The sequence below is a fragment of the Nitrincola sp. genome, assembly GCF_048264025.1.
GTDB lineage: Bacteria > Pseudomonadota > Gammaproteobacteria > Pseudomonadales > Balneatricaceae > Nitrincola.
In genome coordinates this window covers 160,170-174,444 of the sequence record NZ_JBLXDN010000003.1, presented here as the reverse complement: position 1 = coordinate 174,444, position 14,275 = coordinate 160,170, and the positions used below count along the sequence as shown (strand labels likewise).

Sequence of the window (14,275 nt, the reverse complement as noted above, 5' to 3'; positions counted from 1 at the left end):
CAACTCTTGATTTTGACACCAATCAGGTGTAACACCCGACCGTCAACAGACTACAGCAGGGATGAGCACTGGCTTTCAGCCAATGTAATTATGAAGTTTTTCTGAACAAAATATGACGTGATTTTTTTTCATTTTAACAACAGTTATCTTGCCTGAACATTGACCCGACGCAGCATACTGACATATCGCTGGAGAGCAGCAACCGGTTTAGATAAGAAACCCGGCCACTAAAAATCCATAAATCACCAAAATAATGCACTAAAAATAAAAAACGCACCCATTGTGATCATCAACTCTACAGAGACACAATTTTAGAATTAAATTCTATATTTCAAACAATTAAGATAAATAATTATAAAAAATAACAACAAAGAATGACTTAATACATTTGAACAATCCCCAAATATGTGCATTAAGCGTATGATATGCGCCATTTTGAAACACTTACAGCCTTTAAAGGAAAATCTATCATGCCCTATGTTCATGACACACTGCTTCGACTGCAAAAAAGCAGTCCAGCCCAGACAGAGTTCTATCAAGCCGCGGAAGAGGTGTTAGATTCAATCCGCCCTCTGCTGGACAAGGACAAGCACTATCGGGAGCAGGGAATCATCGAACGTCTGGTAGAACCCGAACGGCAAATGATGTTCCGGGTTGTCTGGCATGATGACCAGGGACGCGTCCAGGTTAATAAAGGCTACCGGGTTCAGTTCAGCTCAGCACTGGGTCCTTATAAAGGCGGGCTGCGCTTTCATCACAGCGTAAACGCCGGCATTATCAAATTCCTCGGTTTCGAACAGATTTTTAAAAATGCACTGACTGGTTTGCCGATTGGTGGTGGCAAAGGGGGATCTGATTTCAACCCCAAAGGTCGTTCCGATATGGAAGTTATGCGTTTCTGCCAGGCGTTCATGACTGAACTGCACCGTCATATCGGCGCAACCATAGATGTCCCAGCGGGTGATATCGGCGTAGGCGCACGTGAAATTGGCTATATGTATGGTCAGTACAAACGCCTGACCGGTTCTTATGAAGGCGTGTTGACCGGCAAAGGGCTGAACTGGGGCGGATCTCTGGCACGCAAGGAGGCGACAGGTTACGGTGCGGTTTATTTTGCTGAAAACATGCTGCAAGATCGCAATGACAGCCTGAAAAATAAAACCTGCCTGGTGTCAGGCGCCGGTAACGTAGCGATTTACACCATTGAAAAACTTTACCAACTCGGGGCACTTCCTGTCACTTGTTCCGATTCACAAGGTACTATTTATCACGAACAGGGCATCGATTTAGGCCTGCTAAAAGAGCTTAAGGAAGTCAGACGCAGTTCACTGGAAGCCTATCTGGATACCCATCCGACAGCCAAATATATCCCTGTCAGTGATTATCCAACCGATGGCCATGCCGTATGGCGCTTCAAAGCACAAGCCGCCTTCCCTAGCGCCACACAAAATGAATTAACCCTTGCGGATGCCAAAGTGCTGCTTGAACAGGGCGTTTACTGCATCAGTGAGGGTGCCAATATGCCGTCTACGGCTGATGCTGTGGATCTATTCCTCGAAGCTGGCATCTGTTACGGCCCAGGTAAAGCGGCCAATGCTGGCGGTGTTGCCACGAGTCAGCTGGAAATGGCACAGAACGCCAGCATGACGCAATGGACATTTGAGGAGGTAGATAACCGTCTCAAGGCAATTATGAATGGTATTTATCAACGCAGCAGTGACACAGCCAAAGAGTTCAATGAGCCTACAAATCTGGTGCTGGGTGCCAATATTGCGGGCTTTAGAAAGGTTGCCGATGCGATGATTGATCAGGGTCTGGTTTAATTCGGCAGCATTGATAGAATTGAACCTTATCTGTAATGAAGGAGCGGAACAATGGACGAAAACCTACTGAGTAACACGGCGAAGCTGGGTAATGATGTCAGCGGCTGGGTCACCAACAATCAAGAATTGATCATTAGCTACGCGGTTAATTTGACAGCCGCACTGCTGATTATCCTGATAGGTTCGATGGTGATAAAAATCGCCACCAACTCCTTAAACCGGGTACTCAAGAAGCGCAAGATTGATCCGACTATTGCCAACTTTGTCACCAGTTTGATCAAGTATGCACTGCTGGCTTTTGTCATTATTGCTGCGCTTGGACGGGTTGGGGTACATACAGCGTCTTTTGTTGCCATTGTCGGTGCGGCCGGTCTGGCTATAGGTCTTGCCTTGCAAGGCTCACTATCTAACTTTGCGGCAGGTGTTCTGCTGATAGGTTTTCGCCCTTTCAAAGCCGGTGACTTTATTGAAGCAGCTGGAACGGCTGGCGTTGTCGAGTCAGTGCAAATTTTCACCACGGTGATGAAAACTGGTGATAATCGCATTATCGTGGTGCCCAATTCCAATATTCTCGGTGGCAATATCGTCAACTACTCAAAAGAAGAACGACGTCGTATTGACCTGGTTATTGGTGTTTCCTATACAGCTGACCTGCAAAAAACCAAACAGGTGCTACAGAAGATCGTTGATGCCGACGAGCGTATCCTCAAAGATCCGGCCTGCAATATCTCAGTCAATGAACTGGGTGCGTCTTCAGTCGATTTGATTGTACGCCCTTGGGTCAACAGTGCCGACTACTGGACTGTTCGCTGGGATCTGCTGGAAAAAATTAAGGAAGAGTTAGATAACAACGGTATAGGCATACCTTTTCCGCAGATGGATATACATCTGATCCGCGAAGAAAAAGCTTGATTTAACCGTTGTGTACGAGGATTTGCAGAGTGATCTGTAAATCCTCGTACACAGTGTTTACTCTTGATTGGCCTGATCCCTGAGCACAAACTTCTGAATTTTGCCCGTGGATGTTTTCGGCAGATCACAGAAGATGATTTTCTTAGGTATCTTAAAGCGTGCCATATTATCACGGCAGAACTGAATAATATCAGCCTCAGTCACCTCCCCTACAGCGACTGTCTTAAGCGTTACAAAGGCACAGGGCACCTCGCCCCACTTGTCATCACTCATAGCCACTACAGCGGCTTCCATTACGCCAGGATGACGATACAACACATCTTCAACTTCAATCGAGGAAATATTCTCCCCTCCGGATATGATGATATCCTTGGAGCGGTCCTTGATCTCGATGTAACCATCTGCATGCCAGACAGCCAAATCGCCTGAGTGGAACCATCCACCCCTGAATGACGCATCGGTCGTGGTGGGATTTTTCAGGTAACCTTTCATCACCAGGTTACCGCGCATAAAAATTTCACCGAGCGTTTTGCCATCCTGAGCCACTGGCACCATCGTTTCCGGATTGGCGACCATTAGGCCTTCCAGCATCGGTGCACGCACGCCCTGTCGTGATTTAAGTCGGGCTTTTTCAGTGGCATTTTTTTCATCCCACTCTTCATGCCAGGCACACACCACACTGGGACCGTAAGTTTCTGTCAGACCATACACATGAGTGACTTTGAAGCCCATCTGCTCCATCCCTTCGATCACACTGGCTGGTGGCGCGGCACCGGCTGTCATCACCTTCACTTCATGGTTAATACCGGCTTTCATCTCATCCGCGGCATTGTTGAGCATATTGAGTACGATGGGGGCACCGCAGAAGTGATTCACCTTTTCAGTTTTGATCAATTCATAAATGCAATCGGCACGGACGTGACGTAGACAAACACTCACCCCCACTGTGGCCGCAATCGTCCAAGGGAAACACCAACCATTGCAATGAAACATAGGTAAGGTCCAGAGGTACACTGGATGGTGCCCCATATCCCAGGATAACGCATTACTCATGGCATTGAGGTAAGCACCACGGTGATGATAAACCACCCCTTTAGGATCACCAGTAGTACCAGAGGTATAGTTGAGGGTAATGGCATCCCATTCGTTTTCCGGCAGCACCCAGGGATAGTCATCATCACCCTGGGCGATAAAGGCTTCATAATCCATCTCACCGATAAGCTCACCGCCTTCATAGGATGGGTCATCAATATCTATGACCAGCGGTTTGTGGGCCATCATCCGTACAGCGCGCTGAATCACTTCAGAGAACTCCCGGTCGGTAATCACTACCTTGGCTTCACCATGCTGGAGAATAAAAGCAATAGCCTCGGCATCCAGACGAATATTGAGCGCATTCAGCACCGCGCCGGTTGCAGGCACGCCAAAATGAGCTTCAAACACTTCGGGTAAATTAGGCGCCATAACAGCAACGGTATCCCCCTTGCCTATGCCTCGCTTAACCAGCGCACTGGCCAGTTTACGACATCGGAGAAAGGTTTCCCGCCAGTTACGCCGAACCCCGGTATGGATTACGGCCGTGCGCTCAGGAAATACATCAGATGCACGGGATATAAAGCTTAGGGGGCTGAGGGGGGTAAAGTTAGCCGGGTTCTGATCTAAACCCAAGGTATAGGGATTATGATTTGACTTAGTCATGTTATTCTCCAGTAATGTCCCTGTCGTTTTGTGCAATAATACGTATTTTCCCTTATTTCACAAGCCGACTTAAGCCAAAGAGCGATAATTCGTGCGTCAGATAATAAGGAAAATAATCGCATGATAGATTTACACCAAGCGTTGCTGCGCTGCCAGAAAGAAGCTGATCGCTACCGGCTGCTGGCAGAGCAGTCAACAGACCTCATTTCACGCCACAGTGCTACGCCGGAGTGGATTTTCATCGACGTCAATCCAGCCATCGAGCCCCTGCTGGGATACAAAGCCGAAGACATTATCGGTACCTCAGGCTATGCCCTGTTTCACCCGCAAGATGCAGATAACCTGAAAAATCGCAGTGACAGTGTCATATACCGTGATGGTTTGTATACCAACACCTATCGCTACCGTCATAAACTGGGCCATTACATCTGGTTTGAAACCACCAGCCGCACCATTCGTGATGAACAGGGTAATCCGCTGGAAGTGATTTGTGTCTCGAGGGATGTTACCGAGCGCGAACTTGCCCAGCAGGCTACCCGGCGCCTGGCCAAGGTTGTTGAAGCTTCTTCAGATATGATCCTGTTCTGTCAGTACAACACGCAAACTTTTACCTACTTAAACGAAGCCGCCCAACGCACACTGAACACCAGCGGCACGACCGCACGCAAGCAGCTCAAACAGCTATTTACTGATAGGCTATACCAGGATGCCGTGCTCCCCGCTTTACAAGTTGCGGCGATTGAGGGTAACTGGCACGGGGCTATCCCGATGGCGCTGCCAGATGACAGTCTGCGCGTGGCGGAACTACGCGAGATCATTGCACACAGAGACCGCAATGATCGCACCCTGGTCGACTATTACACCCTGATAGGACGGGACGTTACCGCCCGAAAACAGGCTGAACAGCAATATAAGCGCCATCAAAATGAGATGGCTCACATGTCACGACTGCTGTCAGTCGGTGAAATGGCCACTGAACTGGCGCATGAAATCAACCAGCCGCTGGCAACGATACTGAACTACAGTAACGGTACGCTGCGACAAATCGAAGAGCAGCAACTCCAGACAGCAACACAAACCCAGCGTGCGTTGGAGCTGATCTCACGCCAGGCTCATCGTGCGGCTGAAATCATTCGTAGAATTCGTCGTTTTGTACAACGTACCGAGGTGCAGTCCTGCCCATTTAAAATCAATGAATGCTGCAGGGAAGTTACTGAGTTTCTGCATCAGGATGCCAGAGACCAGCAGGTGCGTTTTCAATTTGAACTGGATGATAGCAACCCGGTTGTCCAGGGCGATCGGGTTCAAGTCGAGCAGGTCCTGCTTAACTTGTTACGCAATGCCATTGAAGCCTATTCAACCCTCAATACTGATGCGGCTGTCATCACCCTGATAACTCGGGCAATGCCTCAAGCCATTCAGATCAGCGTGTGTGATCAGGCTTGCGGTATCAAACCGGAAATGATGGCACAGTTGTTTGAACCCTTCATGACCAGTAAAGTAAACGGTCTGGGTATGGGGCTGTCGATTTCTCGTTCACTGATAGAAAGTCATGGTGGTCAGCTATGGGCTGAAAGTGACGGGAAAAGCGGCAGTTGCTTCCATTTCAAGTTACCTCTGAGAAGCACACAATGACAACCGATAATAACAAAGTATTTCTTGTTGATGACGATAACGACTTTCGTGATTCCATGCAGTGGTTACTCAGCTCCGCGGGTTATGATGTCATCAGCACCGCCTCCGCTACCGAATTTCTGGACACTTATCAGAATGAACAAGGCTGTCTGCTGCTGGATGTCCGCATGCCGGGTATTAACGGTCTGGCGCTGCAGCAGATCCTGCAACAGCGAGATATTCAACTACCGGTGATTCTGATCAGTGGTCACGGCGATATCCCCATGGCTGTCAATGCGATGAAAGCCGGCGCCCTCGATTTTATCGAGAAGCCTTTCGATGACCGCCACCTACTGGGTCTGGTTAGCAAAGCCTTGTTGGAAGCTGAGCAGCGCTTTAGTGCACATCGTGAGACCACCGAACTGCAACAGCGCTTTAACAGCCTGAGTCAACGCGAACGGGAAGTAATGGCACTGGTGGTTCAAGGACAATCTAATCGTGAAGTGGCTGACAGTCTGGGCATCAGTCCCAAAACAGTCGAAGTGCATCGTGCACGGGTGATGGCTAAAATGCAGGCCACCAGCCTGCCCGTGCTGGTCAATATGGGCAACCGACTCCCCCCAGGCACTACGACCTGATCCTCATCAATAGTCTGTTTAGTTTTACTGTCTGGTCACTGGTACAGCGAGTCATCAGACGGTAAAATATCGCTGCTAAAATACAATAACTATAAAAAACAAATCAGGAAATGGATGATGGGTAATATTCTGGTTAGCGCTTGTTTAATGGGCGCGAAAGTACGCTATGACGGGCGGGATAATCTGCTAGACCACCCTGTTCTTATGCGCTGGAAACAACAGGGCCGATTAGTTATGGTCTGCCCCGAGACACTCGGTGGGCTTCCCACCCCTAGACCTCCCGCTGAAACGCAATGCCGCTTCCCTATTTTGATTACCACCAGTGATGGCCAAGATGTCACTCCAGAATTTCTGGCGGGTGCTGAAAAGACGCTGCAAATTGCCCAACAACAGCAAGTCTGTTGTGCGCTGATGAAATCACGCAGCCCCTCCTGTGGCAACAATCAGATTTATGACGGCAGTTTTTCAGGTAACCTGACCTATGCCCCGGGTGTTGCCGCCGATGAGCTGATTCGTAACGGTATTCCGGTATTTAATGAACACCAACTCGAAGATCTGATCCGCTTTGTTGAAGAGCAGACCGAAGCGGCCTAAAATGGGGGCTATTTTCGTCAACTACGGAACAGCTCCCCTATGCGCGCCAGTCAATACTTAATCTCCACCCTGAAAGAAACCCCTTCTGATGCTGAAGTAATCAGCCACCAACTGATGCTGCGGGCCGGTATGATCCGCAAACTGGCGTCTGGTTTGTACACCTGGCTACCTTTAGGGTTACGAACGCTGCGTAAAGTAGAACGCATCGTTAGAGAAGAGATGGATGCCGCTGGTGCGTTGGAAGTGCTGATGCCCGCTGTACAACCCGCCGAGCTCTGGCAGGAATCCGGACGCTGGGAAAAATATGGACCTGAGTTGCTGCGCATTCAGGACCGTCATGGTCGTAATTTCTGTGTAGGCCCGACCCACGAAGAGGTCATCACCGATTTTATTCGTCGCGAAATACGCAGTTACAAACAGCTACCTGCCAACTTCTATCAAATTCAGACCAAGTTTCGCGATGAGATACGTCCACGCTTCGGCGTGATGCGTTCACGTGAGTTCATCATGAAAGATGCTTACTCTTTCCATACCAATCGTGAATCACTGCAGCAAACCTATGAAATAATGTACAACGCCTACAGCCGTATTTTTGATCGACTGGGGCTGAACTACCGCCCGGTTCTGGCGGATAACGGCTCGATTGGTGGTAACTCATCGCATGAATTCCATGTATTAGCCGATTCAGGCGAAGACGATATCGCCTTTTCCGATACCGGCAGTTATGCGGCTAATATCGAAAAAGCCGAGGCCCTCGCGCCAGCATCTCCTCGTCCAGCTCCGACTGAGGCCATGCGTCTGGTGGATACCCCTGACACCAAAACCATTGCGGCCTTGGTGGAAGGCTTTAATCTTCCTATCGAAAAGACCATCAAAACCCTGATTGTCGCTGCTAGTGATGAATGTGAAGCGGACTTTATCGCTCTGCTGATTCGCGGTGACCATGAGCTGAACGAAATCAAGGTCGAAAAACTGCCAGAGGTCGCCAGTCCGCTGCGTATGGCAACCGAAGAGGAAATTCGTGCGGTAATCGGTGCAGGCCCTGGCTCATTAGGCCCGATTAATCTAACCATTCCCTGCATCATCGACCGCACGGTTGCCGTGATGGCTGACTTTGGTGCCGGTGCCAACATCGAAGACAAACACTACTTCGGTCTTAACTGGGAGCGCGATCTGCCCACACCTCAGGTTGCAGATATCCGTAACGTGGTGGCCGGCGATCCGAGCCCCTGTGGCCAGGGATCACTGGAGATCAAACGCGGTATTGAAGTGGGCCATGTATTCCAGTTGGGTAACAGCTACTCTACTGCCATGAATGCCACCGTCCTCGATGAAAATGGCAAGGCCGTGGTGATGGAAATGGGTTGCTACGGTATCGGTGTAACCCGTGTTGTCGCTGCGTCCATTGAACAGAACCACGATAGCAACGGCATTATCTGGCCAGAAGCATTGGCGCCTTTCAGTGTTGCCCTGGTGCCTTTGAACTATGACAAGTCAGAGCTGGTACGCGAAAAATCCGATGCACTTTACACCGCCCTGACGTCTATTGGCATTGACGTATTTCTGGATGACCGCAAGGAGCGTCCAGGGGTCAAATTTGCGGATATGGAACTGATCGGTATTCCCCATCGTCTGGTTATTTCAGAGCGTGGATTGAATGCTGGCACGCTGGAATATAAGCATCGCCGTGATGCCGAATCACGCGACATTTCGGCGGATGATGCCCTGCAGTTTCTGCAGCAGCAACTGAGCTGAACTCTGGTTAAAACCAAGAGCTAGCAACCTGCGCCGTGCTTTCGCATTCATGCGACCGCGGCGCAGATACATCACGTAGATAAAAACGGCAGTCTAAAAGCTGCCGTTTTTTATTGCAGCCACATCGATTAATCTACAAATGCACGCTCAATGACATACTGTCCATGCACACCCTTACGGGTTTCACTAAAGCCCCAGTTATCCAGCACCTGAGTAAGATCTTTAAGCATCTCGGGACTGCCACAAATCATAAAGCGATCATCATCCAGATTGGGTTGGGGTAATCCCAAGTCCCTGAACAGGGTGCCATCCAGCATCAGATTAGTAATGCGTCCCTGGTTTACATAAGGCTCACGCGTTACTGTTGGGTAATACAACAGACGCTCACTGATCATATCGCCAAAAAACTCATTGGCAGGCAGTTGTTCCTGAATTTCGGACTGATACGCCAATTCCGATACATAGCGCACACCGTGCACCAGAATCACTTTATCGTACTGCTCATAAACGTCCGGGTCTTTAATGATGCTCATAAACGGCGCCAGGCCTGTACCGGTCGACAGCAGGTACAAATGCTTACCCGGTAACAAGAAGTCGGTCAGCAAGGTACCTGTGGGTTTGCGACTGATATAAATCTGATCACCAGGCTGTATCTGCTGTAACCGTGAAGTCAGTGGACCATCCGGCACCTTGATACTGAAAAACTCAAGATTTTCTTCATAGTTAGCACTGGCAATACTGTAAGCACGCAATAACGGCTTACCTTCGACTTCCAGGCCTATCATAGTGAAATGGCCATTTTTGAAGCGAAAGCCATGATCACGTGTGGTTTTAAAACTGAACAATTTCTCATTCCAGTGCTGCACTTCCAGCACTGTTTCTTTCTGAAGATTAGACATTCTCTGCTTCCTGTCAGATACAAATTAACTATGACAGCAGTGTAACGTGCCTAGACATATAATATAAAAGAATTATTTATACTTTTTTTATAATAAAAAGAAATATAAATACACTTCCACTCAAATCAGCAAACCAATTGCCCGAATAATAACACGGAATCATTTATATTTAGCATAGTCTAATATACAGTAAACAGACGTATAGACTCCGAACAACCCTGGCTCAAGGAGATAATGATGGACTTGAAAGTGAATGTAGGCAGCATCGATAAGATTGTACGAATTGCTGTAGGTATCTTACTGCTGGTACTGGCTGTAATGGGCATGGGAACACCCTGGACCTGGATCGGCATAGTGCCACTGATTACCGGACTGGCTGGACGTTGCCCTGCTTATAGTCTGTTTGGCATCAATACCTGTGGTATGAAAAAATAAGCCCGATATAGAATCGGGCTCAAAAAACCACGGGAGCCTGAAGGGTTCTCGTGGATTCTCACTCAGGGGCACAACAAATCTAAGGTACAAAAACCTTAGTTTAGAAGGTATCGCCGGGAATTCTTACCCAACCTTCCATCAAGACACGCGCACTGCGGCTCATCACCGCTTTGGTTGCAGTCCATTCACCGTCGACCAACGAAGCCGCTGCACCAACACGTAACGTACCGGATGGGTGACCAAAGGTCACGGCGTCACGTTCACAGCCGCCTGCCGCCAGGTTCACCAACGTACCGGTTACAGCCGCGGCTGTAGCTATGGCCACTGAAGCCGTACCCATCATCGCATGGTGCAGCTTGCCCATCGACAGTGCTCTTACACAGACATCTATGTCACTGGCAGCAATCTGTTTACCACTGGAGGCCTGGTAGTCTGTTGCCGGAGCCACAAAGGCAATCTTCGGCGTGTGCTGACGTGCAGCCGCTTCGGACACATCCTTAATCAATCCCATCTTCAATGCACCATAGGCACGCATGGTTTCAAAGCGTGCCAGTGCATCGGCATCCGCGTTAATGTCTTTCTGCAACTCTGTACCCTGATATCCGATATCCGCCGCATTGACAAAAATAGTCGGAATACCGGCATTGATCATGGTCGCTTTAAAGGTACCGATACCCGGCACCTCCAGCTCATCGATCAGGTTTCCCGTAGGAAACATGGAGCCTTCACCATCAGCAGGATCCATAAACTCGATCACGACCTCAGCGGCTGGAAAAGTCACCCCATCCAGCTCGAAGTCACCGGTTTCCTGTACCTCACCCTGGGTAATCGGCACATGGGCAATAATGGTCTTGCCGATGTTTTTCTGCCAGATGCGTACAGTGCAAATGCCATTTTCAGGTATACGGGCCGGATCAACCAGCCCCTTGCTGATGGCAAAAGCACCGACAGCCGCCGTGAGATTACCGCAGTTGCCAGACCAATCGACAAAAGCCTTATTGATGGCAACCTGACCGAACAGGTAATCGACATCATGATCAGGCTGTTCGCTTTTAGACAGAATGACGGTTTTAGAGGTACTGGAGGTCGCCCCTCCCATACCATCGATCTGCTGACCATAAGGATCAGGGCTACCGATTACCCGCAACAGCATGCTATCGCGGGCTTCACCGGGAACCTGCGCCGCATCAGGCAGTTCCGTCAGGCTGAAAAACACCCCCTTGGAGGTGCCGCCACGCATGTAGGTGGCGGGGATTTTCATTTGTGCAACACTGGACATATTAAACACCGCCTTCCAGGAAGTCCTGGGCGAAACGCTGTAATACGCCACCCGCCTGATAAACCCCAACTTCAGCTTCTGTATCCAGACGGCAGATCATCGGCACTTTAACCTGCTCACCGTTCTTACGGTTGATAACCAGCGTCATGGTGCCACGTGCTTTGAGCTCGCCTTCAACATCATAGGTTTCGGTACCGTCGATGTTCAACGTCTTGCGGGTGGTACCTTCTTCAAACTGCAGCGGTAAAACACCCATGCCGATCAGGTTGGTACGGTGGATACGCTCAAAGCCTTCCGCCGCAATCACTTCAACACCGGCCAGACGTACACCTTTGGCGGCCCAGTCACGTGAAGAACCCTGACCATAATCAGCGCCAGCGACAATAATCAGTGGCTGTTTGCGCTCCATATAGGTCTCAATGGCTTCCCACATGCGCATGACCTTGCCTTCCGGCTCAACACGCGCCAGTGAACCCTGCTTGACCTGTCCGTCCACAACAGCCATTTCATTAATCAGCTTTGGATTGGCAAAGGTGGCACGCTGAGCAGTCAGGTGGTCACCACGGTGGGTAGCGTAAGAGTTGAAGTCTTCTTCCGGCACACCCATTTTGTGCAGGTATTCACCCGCGGCACTGTCCATCATGATGGCATTGGAGGGTGACAGGTGATCCGTAGTGATGTTATCCGGCAGTACAGCCAGCGGACGCATGCCCTTCATCGTACGTTCACCGGCCAAAGCGCCTTCCCAGTAAGGTGGGCGACGTATGTAGGTCGACATGGGGCGCCAGTCATACAGTGGGCTCTTGGCTTCTTCGCCACGATCCAGATCAAACATCGGGATGTAAATCTGCTTGAACTGCTCTGGCTTGACGCTGGTTTTCACCAGTGCATCGATCTCTTCATCAGACGGCCAGATATCTTTCAGGGTGACCGGGTTACCGTTTTTGTCGGTACCCAGCACATCCTTTTCAATATCAAAACGAATGGTACCGGCAATCGCGTAAGCCACTACCAGCGGCGGTGAAGCCAGGAATGCCTGCTTGGCATAAGGGTGAATACGACCGTCAAAGTTACGGTTACCGGATAGCACGGCCGTGGCATAGAGGTCACGGTCAATGATTTCCTGCTGGATCTTAGGATCCAGGGCACCCGACATACCGTTACAGGTAGTGCAGGCATAGGCGACGATACCAAAGCCAAGTTTTTCCAGCTCAGTCAGCAGACCGGCTTCTTCCAGATAGAGCTTGGCGACCTTGGAACCCGGTGCAAAGGAAGACTTCACCCAGGGCTTACGAATCAGACCCAGTTCATTGGCTTTTTTCGCCAACAGACCAGCGGCCACCACGTTACGTGGGTTGGAGGTATTGGTACAGCTGGTAATGGCGGCAATGATCACCGCGCCATCTGGCATTTCACCTTCAACTTCTTCCCACTTACCGGCAATCCCTTTGGCGGCCAGATCGCTGGTGGAAACACGTGCATGTGGATTGGATGGTCCGGCCATGGTGCGTACCACGCTGGACAGGTCAAATTTCAGTACGCGTTCATACTCAGCCGTTGTCAGGCTATCCGCCCAGAGACCGGTCAGTTTGGCGTAGTTTTCTACCAGCTCAACCTGCTCAGGCTCACGACCCGTTAGCTTGAGGTAATCGATAGTCTGCTCGTCGATATAAAACATCGCTGCAGAAGCACCGTACTCCGGTGTCATGTTGGAAATGGTCGCACGATCACCGATGGTGAGGCTGGATGCACCTTCACCAAAGAACTCCAGATAGGCACCCACAACACGCTCTTTACGCAAAAATTCGGTCATTGCCAAAACGATGTCTGTCGCAGTGATACCTGGCTGGCGTTTACCCACCAGCTCGACACCGACAATATCCGGCAGACGCATCATGGAGGGCAGGCCCAGCATGACGGTTTCAGCTTCCAGACCACCGACACCGACGGCTATAACGCCCAGGGCATCGACGTGAGGGGTATGCGAATCGGTACCCACACAGGTGTCCGGGAAAGCGACACCGTCACGCGCTTGAATCACCGGTGACATCTTCTCCAGGTTGATCTGGTGCATGATGCCGTTACCGGCCGGAATCACATCAACATTCTTAAAAGCGGTTTTGGTCCATTCAATGAAATGAAAACGGTCTTCGTTACGACGGTCTTCGATGGCACGGTTCTTTTCAAAAGCATCCGGATCAAAACCGCCGCATTCTACAGCCAGCGAATGGTCAACGATCAGCTGTGTGGGCACCACGGGATTCACTTTGGCAGGATCACCGCCCTTCTCGGCGATGGCGTCACGTAAACCGGCCAGATCCACCAGCGCCGTCTGACCCAAAATGTCGTGGCAGACTACGCGAGCAGGATACCAGGGAAAATCAAGTTCCTGTTTACGCTCGATTAACTGTGTCAGCGAGTCAGTCAGGGCGTCAGGTTCACAACGCCGTACCAGCTGTTCGGCTAATACGCGTGAGGTATAGGGAAGTTTTTCATAAGCACCCGGCTGGATGGCATCGACCGCCGCACGGGTGTCGAAGTAGTCCAGTTGAGTGCCCGCCAAAGGCTTACGGTAGTCTGTATTCATTGCAGGGGCTCTCTAGTATCAGGTAATTCAACAACATAATC

General features: G+C 50.1%; 11 protein-coding genes. 7 read left to right on the top strand and 4 right to left on the bottom strand.

Annotation, left to right across the window (positions count from 1 at the left end):
* Positions 1–470 precede the first annotated feature (470 nt).
* Complete coding sequence (gene gdhA / locus ACN0R1_RS04290; protein ID WP_417580274.1) at positions 471–1,823, top strand: NADP-specific glutamate dehydrogenase; 1,353 nt, start codon at positions 471–473, stop codon at positions 1,821–1,823.
* A 51-nt stretch (positions 1,824–1,874) separates the two neighbouring features.
* Positions 1,875–2,735: a small-conductance mechanosensitive channel MscS gene (mscS, locus tag ACN0R1_RS04285; RefSeq protein ID WP_417580272.1), complete on the top strand. Its 861-nt coding sequence runs from the start codon at positions 1,875–1,877 to the stop codon at positions 2,733–2,735.
* 57 nt (positions 2,736–2,792) lie between these two features.
* On the opposite strand, the gene ACN0R1_RS04280 is transcribed toward mscS, so the two are convergent.
* Positions 2,793–4,433 (bottom strand): acyl-CoA synthetase, encoded by a 1,641-nt coding sequence (locus ACN0R1_RS04280; RefSeq protein ID WP_417580270.1) that lies wholly within the window; start codon positions 4,431–4,433, stop codon positions 2,793–2,795.
* A 120-nt stretch (positions 4,434–4,553) separates the two neighbouring features.
* Here ACN0R1_RS04280 and ACN0R1_RS04275 point away from each other — a divergent pair, with 120 nt between their 5' ends.
* From ACN0R1_RS04275 to ACN0R1_RS04260, 4 genes are all read left to right on the top strand, one after another.
* Complete coding sequence (locus ACN0R1_RS04275) at positions 4,554–6,068, top strand: PAS domain-containing sensor histidine kinase (protein WP_417580268.1); 1,515 nt, start codon at positions 4,554–4,556, stop codon at positions 6,066–6,068.
* On the top strand, positions 6,065–6,685 hold the full coding sequence (locus tag ACN0R1_RS04270) for a response regulator transcription factor (RefSeq protein ID WP_417580266.1): 621 nt from the start codon (positions 6,065–6,067) through the stop codon (positions 6,683–6,685). The genes ACN0R1_RS04275 and ACN0R1_RS04270 overlap by 4 nt, the downstream gene beginning before the upstream one ends.
* Before the next feature lie 114 nt (positions 6,686–6,799).
* On the top strand, positions 6,800–7,279 hold the full coding sequence (locus tag ACN0R1_RS04265) for a DUF523 domain-containing protein (RefSeq protein ID WP_417580264.1): 480 nt from the start codon (positions 6,800–6,802) through the stop codon (positions 7,277–7,279).
* Positions 7,280–7,318: 39 nt separating this feature from the next.
* Positions 7,319–9,034: a proline--tRNA ligase gene (locus ACN0R1_RS04260; protein WP_417580262.1), complete on the top strand. Its 1,716-nt coding sequence runs from the start codon at positions 7,319–7,321 to the stop codon at positions 9,032–9,034.
* A gap of 128 nt (positions 9,035–9,162) precedes the next feature.
* On the opposite strand, the gene ACN0R1_RS04255 is transcribed toward ACN0R1_RS04260, so the two are convergent.
* Positions 9,163–9,933, bottom strand: coding sequence for a ferredoxin--NADP reductase (locus tag ACN0R1_RS04255; RefSeq protein ID WP_417580260.1), 771 nt, complete (start codon positions 9,931–9,933; stop codon positions 9,163–9,165).
* Positions 9,934–10,176: 243 nt separating this feature from the next.
* On the opposite strand from ACN0R1_RS04255, the gene ACN0R1_RS04250 reads away from it, so the two are divergent.
* Entirely contained in the window at positions 10,177–10,368 is a 192-nt protein-coding gene (locus ACN0R1_RS04250) for a DUF2892 domain-containing protein (RefSeq protein WP_417580385.1), read from the top strand.
* Between the two features lie 100 nt (positions 10,369–10,468).
* On the opposite strand, the gene prpF is transcribed toward ACN0R1_RS04250, so the two are convergent.
* Both prpF and acnD read right to left on the bottom strand, forming a co-directional pair.
* The gene (gene prpF / locus ACN0R1_RS04245; RefSeq protein WP_417580258.1) at positions 10,469–11,647 is read right to left on the bottom strand and encodes a 2-methylaconitate cis-trans isomerase PrpF; all 1,179 of its coding nucleotides are present in this window, start codon (positions 11,645–11,647) and stop codon (positions 10,469–10,471) included.
* A gap of 1 nt (position 11,648) precedes the next feature.
* Positions 11,649–14,234, bottom strand: a complete 2,586-nt coding sequence (gene acnD, locus ACN0R1_RS04240; RefSeq protein WP_417580256.1) for a Fe/S-dependent 2-methylisocitrate dehydratase AcnD — start codon at positions 14,232–14,234, stop codon at positions 11,649–11,651.
* Positions 14,235–14,275: the final 41 nt, after the last annotated feature.

Excerpts from the sequence above, each read along its gene's own strand:
- gdhA (WP_417580274.1), top strand. The coding sequence starts at position 471 with ATGCCCTATGTTCATGACACACTGCTTCGACTGCAAAAAAGCAGTCCA.
- mscS (WP_417580272.1), top strand. The coding sequence starts at position 1,875 with ATGGACGAAAACCTACTGAGTAACACGGCGAAGCTGGGTAATGATGTC.
- ACN0R1_RS04280 (WP_417580270.1), bottom strand. The coding sequence starts at position 4,433 with ATGACTAAGTCAAATCATAATCCCTATACCTTGGGTTTAGATCAGAAC.
- ACN0R1_RS04275 (WP_417580268.1), top strand. The coding sequence starts at position 4,554 with ATGATAGATTTACACCAAGCGTTGCTGCGCTGCCAGAAAGAAGCTGAT.
- ACN0R1_RS04270 (WP_417580266.1), top strand. The coding sequence starts at position 6,065 with ATGACAACCGATAATAACAAAGTATTTCTTGTTGATGACGATAACGAC.
- ACN0R1_RS04265 (WP_417580264.1), top strand. The coding sequence starts at position 6,800 with ATGATGGGTAATATTCTGGTTAGCGCTTGTTTAATGGGCGCGAAAGTA.
- ACN0R1_RS04260 (WP_417580262.1), top strand. The coding sequence starts at position 7,319 with ATGCGCGCCAGTCAATACTTAATCTCCACCCTGAAAGAAACCCCTTCT.
- ACN0R1_RS04255 (WP_417580260.1), bottom strand. The coding sequence starts at position 9,933 with ATGTCTAATCTTCAGAAAGAAACAGTGCTGGAAGTGCAGCACTGGAAT.
- prpF (WP_417580258.1), bottom strand. The coding sequence starts at position 11,647 with ATGTCCAGTGTTGCACAAATGAAAATCCCCGCCACCTACATGCGTGGC.
- acnD (WP_417580256.1), bottom strand. The coding sequence starts at position 14,234 with ATGAATACAGACTACCGTAAGCCTTTGGCGGGCACTCAACTGGACTAC.